20 protein-coding genes are annotated in these 18,564 nt (G+C 61.1%); 14 read left to right on the top strand and 6 right to left on the bottom strand.

What is annotated here, in order from left to right; genetic code table 11:
- The first annotated feature begins 35 nt into the window (after nt 1–35).
- Entirely contained in the window at nt 36–1,313 is a 1,278-nt protein-coding gene (locus FHX15_RS12025) for an ATP-binding protein (RefSeq protein WP_210290686.1), read from the top strand.
- 211 nt (nt 1,314–1,524) lie between these two features.
- Complete coding sequence (locus tag FHX15_RS12020) at nt 1,525–2,430, top strand: S1C family serine protease (RefSeq protein WP_184397279.1); 906 nt, start codon at nt 1,525–1,527, stop codon at nt 2,428–2,430.
- Nucleotides 2,431–2,477: 47 nt separating this feature from the next.
- On the opposite strand, the gene FHX15_RS12015 is transcribed toward FHX15_RS12020, so the two are convergent.
- Nucleotides 2,478–3,206: an esterase family protein gene (locus FHX15_RS12015; RefSeq protein ID WP_184397277.1), complete on the bottom strand. Its 729-nt coding sequence runs from the start codon at nt 3,204–3,206 to the stop codon at nt 2,478–2,480.
- Nucleotides 3,203–4,168 carry an acetylxylan esterase gene (locus tag FHX15_RS12010; RefSeq protein ID WP_184397899.1) on the bottom strand — a complete coding sequence of 322 codons (966 nt, stop codon included), beginning with the start codon at nt 4,166–4,168 and terminating at the stop codon, nt 3,203–3,205. The genes FHX15_RS12015 and FHX15_RS12010 overlap by 4 nt, the downstream gene beginning before the upstream one ends.
- Before the next feature lie 188 nt (nt 4,169–4,356).
- Here FHX15_RS12010 and otnK point away from each other — a divergent pair, with 188 nt between their 5' ends.
- On the top strand, nt 4,357–5,619 hold the full coding sequence (otnK, locus tag FHX15_RS12005) for a 3-oxo-tetronate kinase (protein WP_184397275.1): 1,263 nt from the start codon (nt 4,357–4,359) through the stop codon (nt 5,617–5,619).
- The gene (locus FHX15_RS12000; protein WP_184397272.1) at nt 5,612–6,247 is read left to right on the top strand and encodes an aldolase; all 636 of its coding nucleotides are present in this window, start codon (nt 5,612–5,614) and stop codon (nt 6,245–6,247) included. The genes otnK and FHX15_RS12000 overlap by 8 nt, the downstream gene beginning before the upstream one ends.
- Before the next feature lie 40 nt (nt 6,248–6,287).
- On the opposite strand, the gene FHX15_RS11995 is transcribed toward FHX15_RS12000, so the two are convergent.
- Entirely contained in the window at nt 6,288–7,097 is an 810-nt protein-coding gene (locus tag FHX15_RS11995) for an endonuclease/exonuclease/phosphatase family protein (protein ID WP_184397270.1), read from the bottom strand.
- Between the two features lie 93 nt (nt 7,098–7,190).
- Between FHX15_RS11995 and FHX15_RS11990 the strand changes: the two genes are divergently transcribed.
- Nucleotides 7,191–7,394, top strand: coding sequence for a hypothetical protein (locus FHX15_RS11990; protein ID WP_184397268.1), 204 nt, complete (start codon nt 7,191–7,193; stop codon nt 7,392–7,394).
- An 8-nt stretch (nt 7,395–7,402) separates the two neighbouring features.
- Entirely contained in the window at nt 7,403–7,579 is a 177-nt protein-coding gene (locus FHX15_RS11985; RefSeq protein ID WP_184397266.1) for a hypothetical protein, read from the top strand.
- Nucleotides 7,580–7,606: 27 nt separating this feature from the next.
- On the opposite strand, the gene FHX15_RS11980 is transcribed toward FHX15_RS11985, so the two are convergent.
- Complete coding sequence (locus tag FHX15_RS11980; RefSeq protein WP_184397264.1) at nt 7,607–8,521, bottom strand: SDR family oxidoreductase; 915 nt, start codon at nt 8,519–8,521, stop codon at nt 7,607–7,609.
- A 101-nt stretch (nt 8,522–8,622) separates the two neighbouring features.
- Between FHX15_RS11980 and FHX15_RS11975 the strand changes: the two genes are divergently transcribed.
- The 3 genes from FHX15_RS11975 (at nt 8,623) to FHX15_RS11965 (ending at nt 12,143) form a co-directional block, all read left to right on the top strand.
- Nucleotides 8,623–9,195 carry a TetR family transcriptional regulator gene (locus FHX15_RS11975; RefSeq protein WP_184397262.1) on the top strand — a complete coding sequence of 191 codons (573 nt, stop codon included), beginning with the start codon at nt 8,623–8,625 and terminating at the stop codon, nt 9,193–9,195.
- Between the two features lie 153 nt (nt 9,196–9,348).
- The gene (ampC, locus tag FHX15_RS11970) at nt 9,349–10,506 is read left to right on the top strand and encodes a class C beta-lactamase (RefSeq protein WP_184397260.1); all 1,158 of its coding nucleotides are present in this window, start codon (nt 9,349–9,351) and stop codon (nt 10,504–10,506) included.
- A 128-nt stretch (nt 10,507–10,634) separates the two neighbouring features.
- Nucleotides 10,635–12,143: a mechanosensitive ion channel family protein gene (locus tag FHX15_RS11965; protein ID WP_184397258.1), complete on the top strand. Its 1,509-nt coding sequence runs from the start codon at nt 10,635–10,637 to the stop codon at nt 12,141–12,143.
- Between the two features lie 3 nt (nt 12,144–12,146).
- On the opposite strand, the gene FHX15_RS11960 is transcribed toward FHX15_RS11965, so the two are convergent.
- Complete coding sequence (locus tag FHX15_RS11960) at nt 12,147–12,632, bottom strand: YcgN family cysteine cluster protein (protein WP_184397256.1); 486 nt, start codon at nt 12,630–12,632, stop codon at nt 12,147–12,149.
- 184 nt (nt 12,633–12,816) lie between these two features.
- On the opposite strand from FHX15_RS11960, the gene FHX15_RS11955 reads away from it, so the two are divergent.
- From FHX15_RS11955 to FHX15_RS11945, 3 genes are all read left to right on the top strand, one after another.
- Complete coding sequence (locus tag FHX15_RS11955) at nt 12,817–14,991, top strand: transglycosylase domain-containing protein (protein ID WP_184397254.1); 2,175 nt, start codon at nt 12,817–12,819, stop codon at nt 14,989–14,991.
- 131 nt (nt 14,992–15,122) lie between these two features.
- Nucleotides 15,123–15,710 carry a DUF1214 domain-containing protein gene (locus FHX15_RS11950; RefSeq protein WP_184397252.1) on the top strand — a complete coding sequence of 196 codons (588 nt, stop codon included), beginning with the start codon at nt 15,123–15,125 and terminating at the stop codon, nt 15,708–15,710.
- On the top strand, nt 15,703–16,251 hold the full coding sequence (locus FHX15_RS11945; protein WP_184397250.1) for a DUF1254 domain-containing protein: 549 nt from the start codon (nt 15,703–15,705) through the stop codon (nt 16,249–16,251). Before FHX15_RS11950 ends, FHX15_RS11945 begins: the two co-directional genes overlap by 8 nt.
- Before the next feature lie 15 nt (nt 16,252–16,266).
- Here FHX15_RS11945 and FHX15_RS11940 read toward each other — a convergent pair whose 3' ends face one another.
- Complete coding sequence (locus FHX15_RS11940) at nt 16,267–16,440, bottom strand: hypothetical protein (RefSeq protein ID WP_184397248.1); 174 nt, start codon at nt 16,438–16,440, stop codon at nt 16,267–16,269.
- A 541-nt stretch (nt 16,441–16,981) separates the two neighbouring features.
- Here FHX15_RS11940 and FHX15_RS11935 point away from each other — a divergent pair.
- Both FHX15_RS11935 and FHX15_RS11930 read left to right on the top strand, forming a co-directional pair.
- Nucleotides 16,982–17,188 carry a hypothetical protein gene (locus FHX15_RS11935; RefSeq protein WP_184397246.1) on the top strand — a complete coding sequence of 69 codons (207 nt, stop codon included), beginning with the start codon at nt 16,982–16,984 and terminating at the stop codon, nt 17,186–17,188.
- A gap of 255 nt (nt 17,189–17,443) precedes the next feature.
- Entirely contained in the window at nt 17,444–18,490 is a 1,047-nt protein-coding gene (locus FHX15_RS11930; RefSeq protein ID WP_184397244.1) for a DUF2336 domain-containing protein, read from the top strand.
- Nucleotides 18,491–18,564: the final 74 nt, after the last annotated feature.

Below are 18,564 nucleotides of genomic sequence, written 5' to 3'. Positions count from 1 at the left end.
TCCGACGCACGGCTTTCTTATGGCTCGCCGGTTTGATGGCGACCATCGGCGTCTGCGCGGCGACAACGTCATATTTGCTGGTTCAGAACGAGGCATCCGACTTCCTCGACAATCAGCTTCGGCAGATCGCACTTTATGTCGGGGATGCGCGTTCATCACCAGCGACAGGCCCAGATAGCAGTGCGCCGCACGATCCCGAAGACGACTTCGTGATCCAGGTCTGGGATGCGGCCGGGCGGACTTTGCGACAATCGCATCCCGCCGTTGGCATTCCCCGCCAGACCGCGACCGGGTTTGCCGACGTTCCGACCGGCAGTGACAATTGGCGCGTCTACACGCTGGCCGCGCCCGATCGAACCGTGCAGGTTTCCCAGGACATGAGCGTCCGCCAGGAATTGGCGGCCAATGCAGCGCTCCAGGCGGCACTTCCCATCATCGTTCTCATTCCATTGTCATTGCTGACACTGAGCTGGATCATCGACCGGATCATGGCTCGACTGAATCGCTTGGCCGTCGCAGTCGCCTCCCGAGACACGACGGTTGACAGCCCAGTTCCCACCGACGACGTGCCCGCCGAAGTCATTCCCTTCGTAAATTCGATCAATCTGTTGCTCGCCAGGCTCCGCGCATTGCTGGAGAGACAGCGGCGGTTTATTTCTGACGCGGCCCACGAATTGCGCACACCGCTCTCGGCGTTGCAAATTCAAATCGACAACCTCCGCCATGACGATCGGGATGGCCGTTTTTCCCAGCGTTTGACCGAACTCGAAGCTGGAATCGGCAGGGCCACCAGTCTTGTCAGCAAGCTCTTGCGTCTCGCGCGATACGACGCACATGAGACCGCGCCCGCGCCGCAGCCGATCGACCTCGTCCAGCTTGCACTCGACACGGTTGCGCGCCTGACCCCGCTCGCCGAGAGCCGGGGGATTGACCTTGGCATCACGCGCCGGGACAAGGCTATTGCGATCGGTGCGTTGGCCGATTTCGAGATCATCCTCGACAATTTGGTCGAGAACGCCGTACGCTACACGCCACCGAGCGGAACCGTCGATGTCGCAGTGGAGGTCGCCGGGCAAGAAATACGAATCGAAATCCGCGACACCGGCCCCGGCATCGCGGTGGAAGAAATGCCACGCGTCTTTGAACGATTCTTCAGGGCAAGGCCTCAGGAGAGCGAGGGGAGCGGCTTGGGGCTGGCGATCGCGAAAGCCGCAGCCGAAAGGCAAGGAGCGCGGCTGACCCTCGCCATGCGCGAGGACGGCCCCGGCCTCGTCGCAAGCCTCATTGTGAGAACGGCCTTACTGAAGGCTTAGCTTTTGTCTCCGCCTAACAACGTCAAGGGAGGCGGCCGCTCAAGCAAGATAAGGTCAAGTAAAATAACGCCAACGAGCAAAAGACCGAAGGCGGCGGGTCTTGCAGCGGAGCCTTCCGTTACATAGTTATCAAGGGAATGGTATGCGTCCGGCCCTTGCCGGCCCTCGCAACATTCCGAGCCTTTGTGCCGCGCCGTACGAGGATGAAACCATGAATATCGACAGGATCCTGCGGTCAGTTGTGGCCGTTCGCGCCTCCATCCCCGAAGATGCCTTCACCGCGAATACGCTGGGCACCCGCCGGGAAGGAAGCGGCGTCGTCATCAGGGATAACGGGCTGGTGTTGACCATCGGCTATCTGATTACCGAAGCCGACGATATCTGGCTGACGCGTCAGGACGGCAAGGTCGTGCCCGGACATGCGCTGGCTTACGATCAGGAAACCGGCTTCGGCCTTATTCAGGCGCTGGCGCCGCTGGATTTGCCAGCCATCGAAATCGGCGACAAGGTCAAGACGACGGTCGGCGACGCCGTGATCTTTGCCGATGGGCTTGGCGAATTCGTGGAGGCCCATATCGTCGCCAAGCAGGAATTTGCCGGCTACTGGGAGTATCTGCTCGACGAAGCGATCTTCATTGCGCCCGCTCATCCTTCCTGGGGCGGCGCGGCGCTCATCAGCGACGAGGGCAAGCTGCTCGGCATCGGTTCACTGCGCCTGCAGATGGTGCAGGGCGACGAGGTGGCCGACATCAACATGGTCGTGCCGATCAACCTTCTGCCGCCGATCCTCGAGGACGTGCTGAATCACGGACATATAGACAAACCGCCACGCCCCTGGCTCGGTGCCTATTCGGCCGAAAACAACGGCGAAGTCGTGGTCATGAGCGTTGCCAACGGCAGCCCGGCCGCCAAGGCAGGCCTGCAGCAGGGCGATGTGATCTCGGAAATCCGCGACGGCGAAGTCGACGGGCTTGCCGATTTCTACCGCAAGGTCTGGACGAGCGGCCCGGCAGGGGCCGAAATCCCGATGCGCGTGCTGCGCAATGGCCGCGAAGCCTGGCTGCGCATCAAGTCGGCCGACCGCAACAGCTTCCTCAAGAAGCCGCTGATGCAATAGGACGGGAGCTGTCCCCGGCGGCTTTCAGATACGCCATCCGACAGTTTTTAGATGTAAAGTGGCGCCATTCGGCGCCAGGCTCCGGCGCGGTGCGCCCTGCCATCCCAAAAATGCAATTGGTGGCCGACGCCCTTTTCGGCGAGCAGGCGGCTGAGATGACGGTTGTTGTCGAGGAAGGGATCCTCGTTGCCGATCGTCAGCACGATATCCACCCGCCGCAGCTTCTCCAGCCGCCAGTCGCTGCCGAGGCCGGGGAGGAAATGCGTCGGCATGTGGAAATAGACGGTCTCATCATAATAGCCGTCGAAGAGATCGAGGAAGGATTCGACCCTCATGGTCAGGTCGTAGCGGCCGGAAAAGGCCACGAGCTTGCGAAAGAGATGCGGGTGGCGGAAGACGAGGCTGGCGGCCTGAAAGGCGCCGAGGCTGCAGCCGTGGACAATGGTGCATTCGTGGCCGTTGCGGCTTTCCATCAGCGGCAGAACCTCGTTCAGCACATATTCCTCGAAAGCAACGTGGCGACGGATGCGATCGGCGGGATGGCGGCCGAAATCGTAAAAGGTTTCGTTCGCAAGCCCCTCGATGCAGAAGAGTTGCAGATATCCGGCCTCGAGCGTGTCAGCGAGGCTCGCGACGATACCGAGATGTTCATATTCCCAGAAACGCCCTTCCCGCGTCGGGAACATCAGGACTTTGGCGCCGGCATGGCCGAACACCAGAAGCTCCATGTCACGATGGAGCCGATCGCTGTACCAGCGCAGATACTCTCGGCTCATAGACCCCTGAAAAACCGCCCGACTCGCTCGCGCAGCGCAGTTTGCTGCATCGCACTGTCAGGATAATCGAAATGCCCGGCATCGAGGATGAAGATTTCATTAAATTTTGACTTCGGCAGAGCGTTCGCCACCGCGAACTGACAAGGGGGCGCAACGGCCGGGTCGAAGAGCGCGACAGCCGCCAACATCGGCACGGTGATGCGCGCCGCAGCCGTTGCGGCATCGAAAAGGCGCAGGTTTTCAAAGACCTCGGCGTGGCTCTTCGCATATTCCTGCACCGAATGGGCGCTACCAACAGTCGGCAGTGTCAGCCATTGCTTTCGATCGCCGAAAGTGGGGACGATGAGATGGCCGCGGGCGATCCTGCTGTCGAAGGGAATGCCGAGCGCGCCGATGCCACCGCCGAAACTGATACCGCTATAGCCGATATGGCCTGCGAGAGCGGGATAAAGCGACAGGAGCGCCGAGACGGCAACCCAGAGATCCTCGACGCAGCCGCCGATCACATAGCGATCGGGATCATCGATATCGTGCAGCACATGCCAGGGGGCGTCCGGCGAAATCGGCGGATGGGGGCTGCGCGACAGGCCGCGGAAACAGGGAAAGAGGATCGCGGTCTCCTCGACCAGAATATCGAATTCCGGCTGGTCGCGACCGCCATAGCCATGGCCGACGACGAGGCCGCGGTTGACTTCGCCCTTGCGGGGCGTGAGCAGCCACCCGCCGATCAAGAAATTGTCGGTGGAAGTGAAGACGATATCCTGCACCTGCCAGTCCGGGTGAGTATCCTTGCCAGGGCTCAGGCACGGCTCGGGCTTAACTGCCAGAGCCCTGGCATAGCGCTTCTGCCAGAAGGCCTCGAATCCCGGGGGCGCTTCCGGCGGCCGGATTGCCTGCAGGTCGACAAGCGTCATGCCGTAGGTCGGATCGAAGTCGAAGGGATATTCTGCCGGGATGCTCATGTCATGCTTGTTGCCGTGAAACCAGCCGGGGAGCAAGGCCTGCAGCCGGTGCCAACCGGTGATCAAACCGGCCTTTCCGCCTGAAATTGCGTGACAGCCCTGCCGGGCTGGTCTTAATTGCAAATATGGTCCCCCGACCGATGAAGTGAACGCCATCAGAAACAACAGACTGCCGGAGCGCACCTGACATGCTGCTTGGAGCCATTGCCGACGATTTCACCGGCGCGAGCGATCTTGCCAACACCCTTGCCCGCGGCGGCATGTCGACGATGCAGTTCGTCGGTCCTGGCCGCGGCAAGGTGAATTGCGAAGCGGGCGTCGTGGCGCTGAAGACACGCTCGATACCTGTCGAGCAGGCGGTTTTGCAATCGATGAATGCCGCGCGATGGCTGGTGGATCAGGGCTGCGAGCAGATCTTCTTCAAATATTGCTCGACCTTCGATTCCACACCCGAGGGTAATATCGGTCCGGTGGCCGAAGCCCTGCAGCGGCTGACCGGCGCCAATGTCACCGTCGTCTGCCCCGCCTTCCCGGCGACCGGCCGGCGGGTCTTCATGGGCCACCTCTTCGTCAAGGACAAGCTGCTCAGCGAATCCGGCATGGAAAAGCACCCGCTGACGCCGATGACCGATCCTGACATCCGCCGCTGGCTGCGGCACCAGACGCGCGGCGGTGTGGGCAGCATCACGCTCGATACGGTGCGCGAAGGTTCTGGCGCCATCCGCAGCCGACTGCGCGACGAGCTGACCGAGGGCAACCGCCTCGTCGTCGTCGATGCCATCGAGGACGCCGATCTGCTGACGATCGGCGAGGCTGTGGCCGACCACGCCCTGGTGACTGGCGGATCGGGCCTCGCACAGGGACTGGTGCGCAATTTCGCCAGAGATGGCAAACTGTCCGGCATTCCGGCCGAAGCGCCTGCGGTCAGTGGGCCGGGCGTCGTTCTCTGCGGTTCCTGCTCGCTTGCCTCGCAGAACCAGGTCGCCTGCCATCTGCAGAACCATCCGGGCCTTTCGATCGATCCGGCCGCCATTGTGCGCGGCACCATGTCGATCGACCATGCCGCTCGCTGGGTGACCTCCAACGCGGACGACAATCCGATCGTCTATTCCACGAGTTCACCCGATGTCGTCAGCTTCGTGCAGCAGCGCTTCGGCCGCGAGGAATCGGCAAAGATCCTGGAGGATTTCTTCGGCGGCCTTGCCAGGCGGCTTGCCGATTCCGGCACATGCCAGATCGTCGTCGGCGGCGGGGAGACGTCCGGCGCCGTCGTCGAAGCGCTTGGCCTCCAGCATATGACCATCGGGGCAGAGATCGACCCCGGTGTGCCGGTTCTGGTCTCCGATTACGGCCGGCCGACGCATCCGATCGGGCTGGCGCTGAAGAGCGGCAATTTCGGCTCGCCCGACTTTTTCGCCAAGGCTCTCGACAGGATTGCCGGCCATGAATGAGACAGCACTGCGCGAAGCCATCGTCCGTTGGGGAAAATCGCTTTTCGAGCGAGGCCTTACGGCCGGCTCCTCGGGAAATATCTCGGTGAAGACTGCAGACTTCTATCTTGCAACACCGACCAATTCCTGCCTCGGCTTCCTCGATGCCGACAGGCTTTCGAAGCTGGACAGCAACGGCAACCATCTTTCCGGTGACGCACCGACCAAGGAACTGCCGCTGCATTTCTCCTTTTACGAGAAGCGGCCGCAGACAGGCGCCGTGGTGCATCTACATTCCACCTATGCCACCGCGCTTTCCTGCCTTGCCGATACCGATCCCAAGGATGCCATTCCGCCGCTGACGCCCTATGTGGTGATGCGCGTCGGCAAGGTGCCTGTCGTGCCCTATACGCGACCGGGCTCGGTCGATGTAAAGCCGCTGATTGCTGAAATCGCCAGTGAGCACAGCGCGGTGCTTCTGGAAAATCATGGGCCGATCGTCTCCGCGGCCACGCTTGATTCAGCCGTCTTTGCTATCGAGGAGTTGGAAGAGGCGGCAAGGCTTTCCATCATCACCCGCGGCATGAAGGTTCGCCAGCTGAATGGCGAGCAGATTGCCGATCTCGAGCGGCATTTTAAGCTGCGTTAATTCTCGTGCAATTCCGGGCGCGAAACCTTGCTGAAATTGCTCATGCGAGATCGATCAGCAGCGCCCGATGATCCGAAACCTCGGGCTGTTCGACAATTTCGAAGCGCTCCACCACGACCTCCGGCGTCACCAGCATATAATCGGCAAAGCGCCCTTCCTTCGGATAGAGCGAGGTGCGGGTATCGGTGAAACCTTTGCCCGTGACGAGATCGTTGAGGCCGAGCCGGCCGAGTTTGTCGAAGGTGACGCTCTCAGGCAGGACGTTGAAATCGCCGCAGACGACGAGGCGTTCATTGCCGGGCCAGACGCGTTCGATCAGCTCGACCAGCGCATCGGCCTGGGCGTGGCGCGCCGGAATATCACCTTTGCCGGCCGGATCGCGCAGGCCGTGGAGCTGGGCGATGGTGATGGGAAAGCCGCCGGCATAATCGAACAGGCGGATGCAATGGGCATTGCGGGCGCGCGGATGCTCGCCCCAGCCATCGGCCGAAAAGCGGCCATGGATGAAATCCACCGCCTGGCCGATCACGGGGTATGATTTGCGCACGAAGGTGGCGATACCGAATTCGGTCGTAAAGACCGTCTCGCCATGAAAGAGATCGCCCCGCGCAAAGGGGCAGAAGAAGCCGTCATGGTCAGGCAGAATGGCGGCGATCTCATCGTAGAGATGGGCACGCTGCGGCAGCACGGTGTTGCCGTCGCGATATTCCAGCCAGTCAGGCGCATCGGCGGCCGACCGCACCACCTCCTGCAGGCAGAAGACATCGGCCTCAGCGCCCGCGAGATAGTCGATCAGCGGCGCGTGGATGCTGCCGCCCCAGACATTCAGTGAAATGATCCGCAAAGCCATGGGCACTCCCTTTTCGGCGAAACTAGCAGATTCGCGCAGGGAACAATGCCGGTCCTCCCCTGTTGTTCTCTCCGACAGGAAAGGAGAGATACCATGGGAATGAACAGCCCCAAGGATGGTGCGCCCGGCACCACGGATCAGTCGCCGCGCTGGGAAGGGCCGCAGGGCTCAAAGCCCGCGGGCTATCTGCATGCGAAGGATGATCCGGAGAAGGCCCGCGACGCCCACGGCGAAAACCTCAACCACCCCAAGGTGAAGAAGGTCTCCGACGCCATGAAGACCAAGGAAGATGATTAGGAAGACCAATGGCCAACCGGCAACCTTTAAAACCGGAAGCGGGCTCGCCCGCCGACGTCAGCAACCAAGATTCACGCGGGAAAGAGACCGGCAAGCCGCCGATCCTCAAGCCGGAAGCCGGCAGTGACGGCAAACAGCCTATTCCGGTCATCAACCCCTCGGGCGGTGGCGCGGTGACGCGCTAGATGCGGAGCCTCAACAGCTAGATCCCGTCAGCGATAGCCGGTGTCATCGGCCGGCTTGCCCGGCTCCTGCACTTCGGCGAGGTAGCGCCAGCAATCCGGCCGCGTGCCGTCGAGATCGGTGAAACCGTAGGCGTCGGCCAGCTGGAAGCTTGAGAGCGACTGACCGTTCCATCTGCTGCGGTCGGGATCGGCAGCGAGGGCAGCGACCGCCCGGCCGGTGAAACGCGGCGTTTCCGATATCACGAAATGCGGCTGGACTTTTGTGCCATCCCGCCAGTTCTCTTCCGTCACGCCGTAGATTTCCAGCATCATTTCAGAGCGCATCCAGCCAGGCGACAGCGACACTGATGTCGCGCCATGCGGCGCAAGATCCCTGGCATGCGCCCAGGCCATGCGGTTCGTGCCCGTCTTGACGAGATCGTAATAGGGGCAGAGCCGGTAATGGGTCGCGTTATATTCCGCCGTACCGTCAGTCATCTCCACCAGCAGACCGCCCGGCTTTTCGATCATCAGCGCCAGAGCATAGTGAGCGGTGATGAAATGGGTATCGATCGCAAGTCGCAGCATGCGCAGGCCCTTGTCGAGAGAATGTTCCCAGACCGGCTTGTCCCATTCCGTCAGATGCTCGCCGCCCCAGATATCGTTGACCAGGATATCGAGCTTGCCCTGTTCAGCGCGGATGCGGGCGACCAGCGCTTCGACCTCGCCCGGAACCAGATGATCCACCTGTACCGCGATGCCGTTCCCACCCGAAGCGCTCACCAGCTCGGCGGTTTCCTCAATGGTTTCCGGGCGGCCATATTCGGATTGTTGCGCGCGTGTCGTGCGTCCAGTCACGTAGACGGTCGCCCCTGCTGCACCCAGTTCCACGGCAATGCCCCGTCCGGCGCCGCGCGTTCCGCCGGCCACAAGCGCTACCTTGCCCTTCAAGTCCGCTGTCATTTCGCTGTCCTCCCCGCTAGAAACAATCGATGGCCTGACCACCTTGCTTGAATATAAACGAACGTTCGTTCATAAATATGGCGAATGCAAGAGGAAATTTTATGCCGCGTCCGCGCACACTTTCCGACGAGCAACTGCTTTCAATGGTTCTCGATGTCATCAAGTCCGAAGGCCCGGATGCGGCTACCTTTGCGGCGGTTTCGAAGGCGAGCGGCCTCTCCGGTTCGACGCTCGTACAACGTTTCGCCACGAAGGCGGGCATGCTGCGCGCCGCCCTGCTCTACGCCTGGGCCCGGTTGGATGCGGAAACGGCGCGGCTTGCCGATACGCTGCCGAAGACTGTGGATGGCGCGATTGCGCTGCTGACCGGCCTTTCCCTCGATTACGGCGACAATCCCGCCTCCTATGCGGAAGGCTTGCTCCTGCTGCGGGAGGATTTTCGCGATCCCGTGCTGCGCGCCCGGGGCGCCGCTTGGGGTGCCATGCTGACAAGGGCGCTTGCCGAACGCTTCGAGCAGGAGAAGGAGCCGCAGATCATCGCCAGGCTTATGCTGTCGCAATGGCAGGGCTCACTTCTCTGGTGGGGCTTTTCGTCGGACGGCGCGGTTGCCGATTACGTGGAGAAGGAACTGCGGCTTTTCCTGACCGCACTTGGGCCTAGATTCTCCGGCTGACCATCAGCGCTGAGCCCCAATTTATCTAAGGTCTCCTGCGAGTTCTTATCGTTTGCGGCCGGGCAAAGTGGCGCGTTATCGACCGTGCACCGGCCATGTCGCCGATACAGATGCCGGATACAGATGCCCCGGATACAGATGAAGGAAACGCTCATGAATATCAGACACTGCCTCATCGCCCTTGCCTTGTCGGCAAGCCCGCTTCATGCCGCGGAAATGACCGATCATGCGTTCCGTGAGATTGCCGACCGCGTCTTTCAGCCGGTGATCAAGGAATATGACATTCCGGGGCTTGCCGTCGGGGCTTCGGTCAACGGCTCCGAATTCTACTACACCTATGGCGAAGCTTCGCGTGAAACGAAAGCGCCCGTCACCAGCGACACGATCTTCGAAGTCGGCTCCGTCAGCAAGATATTCAATGTTACGCTTGCCGCGCTCGCTGAACAGCGTGGTCTGCTTTCTCTGGATCAGCCCGTTTCAACCTATGTGCCGGAGCTCAAAGGCAGCGCCTTCGACAAGATCGCGCTCGTCAATCTTGCCACGCATACTTCGGGCGGCCTGCCGCTGCAGGTGCCAGACAGCGTGAAGGAGGATGCCGGATTGATGCGCTACCTGAAGGAGTGGAAGCCGCCCTACAAAGCAGGGACAATGCGCTCTTATTCCAATGTCAGCATCGGCCTTCTCGGGCGAATCGCTGGACAGCGTCTGGGCGGCAGCTACAGGCAGGCCGCTGAGGGCCAACTGTTTCCTGCCCTTGGCCTCAAGAGCACGTTTATCGAAGTTCCCGCCGCGGCCATGGATCGTTATGCCTTCGGTTATGCCAAGGCCGACAAGCCGGTCCGCGTCGGCCCCGGCATCCTCGACGACGAGGCCTATGGCATCAAGACCACGGCCCGCGACATGGTCCATCTGGTGGGACTCAATTTGAAGCCGGATGCACTGGCCCCGGAATTCAAAGCAGCGATCGAAAAGACCCATACCGGCTATTTCGATACCGCCACTTACACGCAGGATATGGTCTGGGAACAATATGCCTGGCCCGTTGCCCTCAATACACTTCTCGACGGCAACTCCGCCAAGATGAGCCTGGAAAGCCAGCCAGTGAAAGAGCGAGCAAAGCCGCTTGCGCCGCAGACGGCAGTGCTGATGAATAAGACCGGCTCGACGAACGGCTTTGGCGCCTATGTCGTGCTGGTGCCGAAGGCGCAGATCGGGCTGGTCGTATTGGCGAACAGGAACTATCCGAATACGGCACGCGCCGAAGCAGGCCTGAAGCTCATTCAGGCACTGGAGGATTATGCGGCGAAATAGCTGTGATTGGCCGGCCGGTCATAAACTCCAGCCGGCTTGCCACTGGCTGCCCCTATCCGTTCGTGTCGGAGGACAGGCCTTCTTCATCCGTGATATAGGGTCAAACGCCCCTAATCAGGATGTAATGCATGTCATGGCAGATGCTGGAAGATCCGCTGCTTCAGTTCGTTGCGCTCGTTCTCTTGAGCGCTGCGGCACGGCTCATCTACGGACGCGACCCGACCTTCCGGCTGGCCGCCAACCTCGTCTTCTTCGCGTTGCTGACGACGCTGCTCGTTGAGCACGATATTGCGCCCTACACGTCAGACATGGGCGATGCCGACGATCTCCTCCGGCGCATCTTCGTCGGGATCGCCAAATCCGTCTGGTGGATCGGCGGGGCGATGGTACTGGCAAGTACGGTGCGGCTCTTCCTAATCTTCGAGCGCAAGCCGCGCGAGGCTCGCCTCCTGCAGGATCTCGTCGTCGGCATCATCTATCTTGGCGCAGCACTTTCAGTCGTGGCCTATGTCTTCAGCGTGCCGGTCGGTACGCTGATCGCCACTTCCGGCGTCTTTGCCATCGTGCTCGGGCTTGCGCTGCAAAGCACGCTGAACGATGTATTCTCGGGCGTCGCGCTCAATCTCGGCCGGCATTACAGCGTCGGCGACTGGATCGTGCTCGAAGACGGCGTGCAGGGCCGCGTCGTGGAGACAAATTGGCGCTCCACCCATCTGCTGAACGGCACCAACGACCTCATCATCGTTCCCAACAGCGCGCTCGCCAAGGCGCGGCTGACGAACCTTACCAGCCCCGAAGAAGCCCATGGCATCTCGCTCAAGATCCGGGTCGTGCCCTCGATTGCGCCGGCGGCTATCGAGGAGACGATGCGCACCGTGCTCTTGAGCAGCAACGCGATCCTGAAATCCCCTGCCCCCGTTGTCAGCGTCACCGGGCTCGACAGCACCGCCATCGAATTCGAGCTCTCCTTCCGCGTCTCCGGACTTGGCGAGGCAACTGCCGCCAGGAACGAGATCTACGATCTCGTCTATCGTCACGCCAAAGCGGCGGGGCTACAGCTAGCGTCACCCGCGGGTTCGCCGGCCGTCCCGGTCGCCGATCCGCTGGAAGAAGCCGGAAAACATCCGAACTCGGCCTGGCGGCTGCTCAATGCCATTCCGCTCTTCTCAACGCTGACGGAAGACGAGAAAGAGTCCCTTGCGGCCGACATGAAACGGCTGACCTTCCGCAAAGATGCGCTGATCGCGACGCAGGATACTTCGCTGACCTCGCTGATGATCGTGCGGCGCGGCGTTGCCGTCGTCGAGCGGAAGGAAGGCAACGAGATCATCGAGCTCGCAAGGATTGCGCCCGGCGATCTCTTCGGGGAGCGGGGCGTGCTGATGGGTGCGCTCGAGCCGGCCAACATCCGCGCGCTCACGTCGGTCGTGGTCTATGAGATCTCCAAGAACCACCTTGCCACGATCATGCAGGAGCGCCCGGCGCTTGCCGAAGAACTGGGTCTGCTTCTGTCGCGGCGGATCGAAGCCGAGAAACATCATTTCAGTGCGGGCGTGTCGGCCGAAGCCAGCCATCCGACGACCCTGACGACGCGCATAAGGCATCTCTTCCAGATCCCTCACGGGACCTGGCAGTAACGATCAGCCGGCCGTTTCCTCGGCTTCCTCAGTTTCTTCACCAACGGTCAGCGGCCAGTCGACGACATAATCCTCGAAATCGTCGAGATCGACATCGTTTTCGCTGACCGTGCGGCCGCGGGCGGAAATGCCGGCGGCATGAACGGTCTCGGGATCGCCCGAGACCAGCGGATGCCACCAGTAGAGATCGCGGCCTTCATTGACGAGGCGATAACCGCAGGTCGGCGGCAGCCATTCAATCTCGGGGACATTCTCCTTGGTGAGCTGAACGCAATCGGGCACGAAGTCCCAGCGGTTCGGATAGCTGGAGCAGCGGCAGCTTTCGCTATCGAGGAGCCTGCAGCGGATCGAGGTGAAATAGACGTCGCCGGTATCCCATTCCTCGATCTTGTTGAGGCAACAGAGGCCACAGCCGTCGCAGAGGCTTTCCCACTCCTCTTGGTTCATTTCGGCAAGCGTCTTTCGCTTCCAGAAGGGCAGATCGTTCATCGTTCGTTTCTTGCAACAGACGCCCGCAAATTCACGTGACGACCGTCAACTCTCTTGTTCTTGCGCGCAAAATCAACCAATTATTCAACATGCTCCGGCTATCCGGAGAGTTGCGGCCCTTTCAGGCCCCGCTCCGGCGTTTGGTTCCATAGCCGCCGAGCGCGATTAGGCGGGAATATAGGACGTGCAGGATCCGGACAACCCACATAATGGGCCAGAAGAGCCTGAAAACGGGCAAGGCAAGAAGCAGCCGTCGAAAAACCGGCACCTGCTACTGCGTGTCGATTCATGGATCGACTCGACCGTCTGGAACGCCGGCTTCCGCGCCGCCGAGATCTGGGAAGACACCACGATTTTCTTCCGCCGCTTCCGCGTTCGCGGCTGGAAGCGCGCGGTGTTCGAACTCGCCGGCGAAGGGCTGACGCTCGGCGCAGCCGGCATGGTGCTGATGCTTGCGCTGGCGCAGCCGGCCTTCGAGGCCACCAAGGAAGACTGGCGCAACCGCGGCGATTTTGCCGTCACCTTCCTCGACCGCTACGGCAATGTCATCGGCCATCGCGGCGTCATCCATCAGAATTCGGTGCCGATCGACGAATTGCCGGATTCGCTGATCAAGTCCGTCATCGCCACCGAAGACCGGCGCTTCTTCGACCATTTCGGCATCGACGTCGTGGGTCTCTTCCGCGCCATGGTCACCAATGCTCAGGCCGGCGAGGTCGTGCAAGGCGGCTCGACGCTGACGCAGCAGCTCGCCAAGAACCTGTTCCTCTCCAACGAGCGCTCGATCGACCGCAAGATCACCGAGGCCTTCCTGGCCTTCTGGCTGGAAGCAAATCTCTCCAAGAAGGAAATCCTCGCCACCTATCTGGACCGTGCCTATATGGGCGGCGGCACGTTTGGAGCTGCCGCAGCGGCGCAATTCTATTTCGGCAAGAACATCACCGATGTGAACCTTGCCGAATCCGCGATGCTCGCCGGCCTCTTCAAAGCGCCGGCCAAATATGCCCCGCATGTGAACCTGCCGGCTGCGCGCGGCCGCGCCAACGAGGTCTTGACCAATCTCGTGCAGAGCGGGCTGATGACCGAGGGTCAGGTCATCGCCGCGCGGCGCAATCCGGCCAATGTCGTGGACCGCAACGAGGTCGAATCGCCGGACTTCTTCCTCGATTGGGCTTTCGACGAGGTACAGCGCCTGTCGCCGCGCTTCCATCAGCGCTCGCTGGTTGTGCGCACCACGATCGACCTAGGGATCCAGCAGGCCGCGGACGATTCGATCGAGACGTCGCTGCGCGATTATGGCGATGCCTATCACGCCAAACAGGGCGCTATGGTGATAATCGAGAATGGCGGCGCCGTGCGCGCCATGGTCGGCGGCCGCGACTATGGTGAAAGCCAGTTCAACCGCGCCACCAAGGCCCTGCGCCAACCGGGCTCCTCCTTCAAGGTCTATACCTATTCGGTGGCTATGGAGAGCGGGATGACGCCGAAGACGACGATCATCGACGCGCCGATCTCGTGGGGCAACTGGAGCCCGCACAATTACGCAAACCGCTATGCGGGCCGCATCACGCTGGAAACCGCCATCGCGCAGTCGATCAACACCATTCCAGTGCGCCTTGCCAAGGAAAAGCTGGGCATCCAGCCGATCCGGGCGATGGCCAAGGCGATGGGCGTCGAGACGCCGATCCGTGACGATGTAACGATCCCGATCGGCACATCCGAGGTGACCGTGCTGGACCAGGCGACCGCGTATGCGGTGTTCCCGGCCGGCGGCTACCAGTCGCGCCGCCACGGCATCACCCAGATTCTCGATTATAAGGGCGACGTTCTCTACGACTTCGACCGTGATGAACCGCCCGCCAAGCGCGTGCTTTCCGAACAGGCCGACAGTTACATGAACCAGATGCTGTCGCGCGTGCCCTATGTAGGAACGGCGCGCAAGGCAGCGCTCGACAACGGCGTCGTCACCGCCGGCAAGACGGGTACGACGCAGGCCTATCGCGATGCATGGTTCGTGGGTTTTACCGGCAACTACACCTGCGCCGTCTGGTTCGGTAATGACGACTATACGTCGACGAACAACATGACAGGCGGCTCACTGCCGGCCATGACCTTCAAGCGCGCGATGGACTATGCCCACCAGGGCGTTACGCTGCGCCCGATCCCCGGCATCGAAAACCCGTTGCCCTCCGAGAAGGACGTCGCCAAAGCGCAGGCCGACAAGCCGAAGGATGGTACGCCGACCCTGGTCCGCCCCCGCATGCTCTCGGTGCAATCCACCAACATTCTCAAGGGCATCGGGGAGAAGCTGAAAGATGCCACGCCGCTCGCGGTCCAGAAGATGGCGAGCGCGGAGTAACTCTTCCACTGTTTCAGTCAAATTAACATATCTTGCCTGCCAAGACATGGGGGACACATCGCCCCATGGCATTCCACCCTGCCGGAATCAGTGGTAACCCTTTCAACTGATTTGATCTTCAAGGGCGCAAGGTGTTTCGGTTTCCCCTTTTCATCCTGATCATGCTGACCGTTGCCTTTGGCGGCGGCATCATGATTTCGCTTTATGCGCTGGATGCGACGCAGGGCTTTGGAGCGATCAAGCTCGGTGCCTGGGAGGCTTTTCCGGAACTGCAGACCGTCGAAGCCGACCCTTATGCGAAGTCGCACCGGGCACGTGCCGGCAAGCTGCTCTATGGCAGCGCCGAAGGTCTGACCTTTACGGCTAGCGTGGATGATAGCGGCGAGCGGCTGAACGCCTCCTGCCATTACCGCATCGCCGGGCAGACGCCGCCGGCGCGGCTGTGGACGCTGTTTACCGCCGACAATGCCGGCAACCCGATCTCTCTGCAGCAAACGCTGCCCGCGGCGCTGAATTCCTGGACGGTGCTGCGCCAGCCGGACAGCAGCTTTGCCATCGACATCTCGTCACGCGCCCAGCCCGGCAACTGGCTGGCGCTGCCGCAGGCCGGCACATTCCGGCTGGTGCTGACGCTGTTCGACACGCCGACGGCCGGCAGTTCCGGGGTGATCGACCTTTCCATGCCGAAGCTCGCCAAGATCGGATGCGGCAATGCTTAGGGTGTTCTTCGCTGTCATAACGGGGCTTTTCGGCGCCGCGCTTCTGCACCTCGTCATCATCCTAGCGCTACCGCATTTTACCGGCCGCGATGCGGCGACGCGCGTAGAGGCGGAGGGCGACCCGAACAATTTCTATCTGCTGTCCAGCCGCTATGACGAGGCGGGGCTTGCCAATGGCGATCCCTTTGTCCGCACCGCGGTCTGTTCCTTCGATGTGAGCGAGGCGCCGGTGCACTTCACCGCGGAGGGCAATGTGCCTTTCTGGTCAATCGCGATCTATGACAGCGCCTCGAACGAGGTCTTCAGCATGAACGACCGCACCTCCGTAGGCGGGACGCTCGACGTTCTCTCGGCAAGCCCGATCCAGCTGACGGACCTGCGCAAAAACCTGCCGGAGGAACTGCAGCAGACGATCCTGGTAGAGATGGCGCACCCCGAGGGCTACGCGGTGCTGCGCACGCTGGCGCCGCAGGCAAGCTTCGATGAAGCTGCACGCGCCTTCCTGAGCCAAGCGGGTTGCGACGAATACACCACCCGCTAAAGTTGTTTTTTTCATTTACTTGTTCTTGACGCGCGGCGCAGGATGCGCCGGAGTCTTGTCGGGGGTATCGGCGATCCGCTCGTAACGAACGCCGGTGAACCAGAGGATTTTTGCTTCGCGGGGATCTTTGCCCGCGCGGCGGCGGGGCTCCTCACGCAGCCGGTCCGCCAATGCGACTACAATTGCCATTCTCGTCTCCATGCACTGCCCGAGACGGATGAACTTGCGATGGATTTCACCCTGCCCGCCATGTTGCGGGCCAGCGCGTCCTCAGACGCCGGATGAACCGGATCGAGGGCATTCGCGCCTTTCTCACGGCACCTGACTAAAATACCGTGATGCTGCGGAGCTTCCACGATCCAGACCTCCAAACCGCGTCGTTCCTGTCCGAATTGAGACACACGACCGTTAACAGATTACTAATATTCAGCCACTGCTTCAGGCAGCCTGCTAGGCATGAGTTAACGCGCAGAATGGTTGTTTGGTTTCAGTCGCCGAAAAGAAAAGACAGATGGAAGGCCGACCGATAAAATTAGAACTAATTCATACGGTTAACGGACCACACCTATTGAAGCGGCAGTTGGGCCTCGAGTGTTGCAAATATACGTCATGAAAATATTAATTGCGGCAGAGGTCGATGAGTGTATTTTGATCTTATCGGCCGAGAGTTTTAAGGCGCTGGCCGCTTGGGAGATTACACGTGCTCTTGCCGTCATTCGGAGAGCGGACCATGCCATTTCTGTATAATGCCTCATTCACCTCGGAAGACTTGGACGTGTTGCGCAGCGCACTGGATGCTTGGTGCGAGGAGAAGCATATCGACGTTGGAAGTGTCGAAGCACAGTCTGCTGCTTCGACCGCACTCGATCTTTACCAGTCTGGCCATTACGATCATGACAGATTGCTGTCGGCACTCAGAGGCCGCGTAGGCCTCTAGATTAGTCCACGGGTTTTATCGAAATGTTTAAAATGGGAAATCGTCATGCGTCCGGTATGACGTATTTTATTTTGCCGGCTCATGAACGGCTGCACGCAAAACGTGTATAATTCTGTTACATTTCAACAAAATCTTCAGCATGCATTAACCCTGCCGGTGTAGGATTTGTTCATAACCGTATGGTCTGACGCGCGTCCCGCCAGCGCTTGTCGGTCCCACGGTCTCCCACTTGTTCTGCGTTTTCAGGGTGTTCTTGTGCGTGACCGGTTTCGAGACCTAGAGGGCCCCATGGCCATCAGGAAGAAGGACGTGGTGTTAATGGCGACTGTCAGCAGTTTCGAGAACCTGTCTCATCCGACACGCTCCGAACTGCGCCAGTTCGCCGAACTGTTCATGCCGCTTTTCCAGGCCTCCTCCGAAGAAGCAAAGCGCCAAGCCGTCGCCGCCCTTTCCCAATGCGAGAACATGCCGGCCGCCGTCGCGCTCTTCATCGGCAATCAACCGATCGGGTTCGCCGCACCTTTCCTGACCTCGTCCAAGGCGATCAATGACGACACGCTGATCACGATTGCCCGCACACAGGGCGCTTCGCACGTCAGGGCGATCGTCAGCCGCGATTCCCTGTCGCCAAAAGTTATCGATGCCCTGGTGGCGCTGCGTCAGGCCGAACCGCGCCCGGCTGCAACTGAATCTGGCGAACCGCACGCCATGCCGCTTTCGCCCTTGCCTGTCGCGCCCGAGACGGATCAGCAGGAAGCGCGGCAACTTACCAATGAAGAGGCGCTGCGCGAACGCATTCGCGGTCTTGCCAGCCATCTCGGCCGCAACGACCAGGACCGGCTCGGCCTGCGCTCCCTGTCCGATATTCAGGAGGCGCTGCTGGTGCGTTTTGCGCGCTCGCGGGACGCCACGCATTTCGCTACGGCGCTCGCCGATGCCTTATCGGCCAGCCGCTGGCTCGCCGAGCGCATCATGCTCGACCTCTCCGGCCAACAGCTCGCCACGACGCTGACGAGCCTTGGCATGGGCTTCCTCGATGCCGTCTTCGTGCTGGAAAAGCTCTATCCGCATCTTGCCGAAGTGCAGCACAACGTCAGTCGTGCCTTCCTTGTGCTCGATGCACTGGATCCGGAAGAGTGCCACGCCCGCGTGGAGGCGTGGCGCCGCGCCGACAGGTATACCTACAATCCACAAGCCCCGGCGGCAGTCCAGCCGGCTCCCGCCGCACAGGCCGCCGCCGCTCCCCGCTACATCCGGCAGGCGCCGGTGCGTGATCTCAACAGCGTCAGGCGGGCGCGGTAGCAATGGCTCCGGAGGGTGCCGAGGTCACGGTCCTCATCTTCATGTCGTAACGGCAAAAACGCGGCATCGTTTTT

It is taken from the genome of Rhizobium sp. BK650, from assembly GCF_014195325.1.
Classification (GTDB): Bacteria; Pseudomonadota; Alphaproteobacteria; order Rhizobiales; family Rhizobiaceae; genus Rhizobium.
The sequence above is the reverse complement of the archived record's forward strand: the minus strand, read 5'-3'. Positions and strand labels throughout refer to the sequence as shown.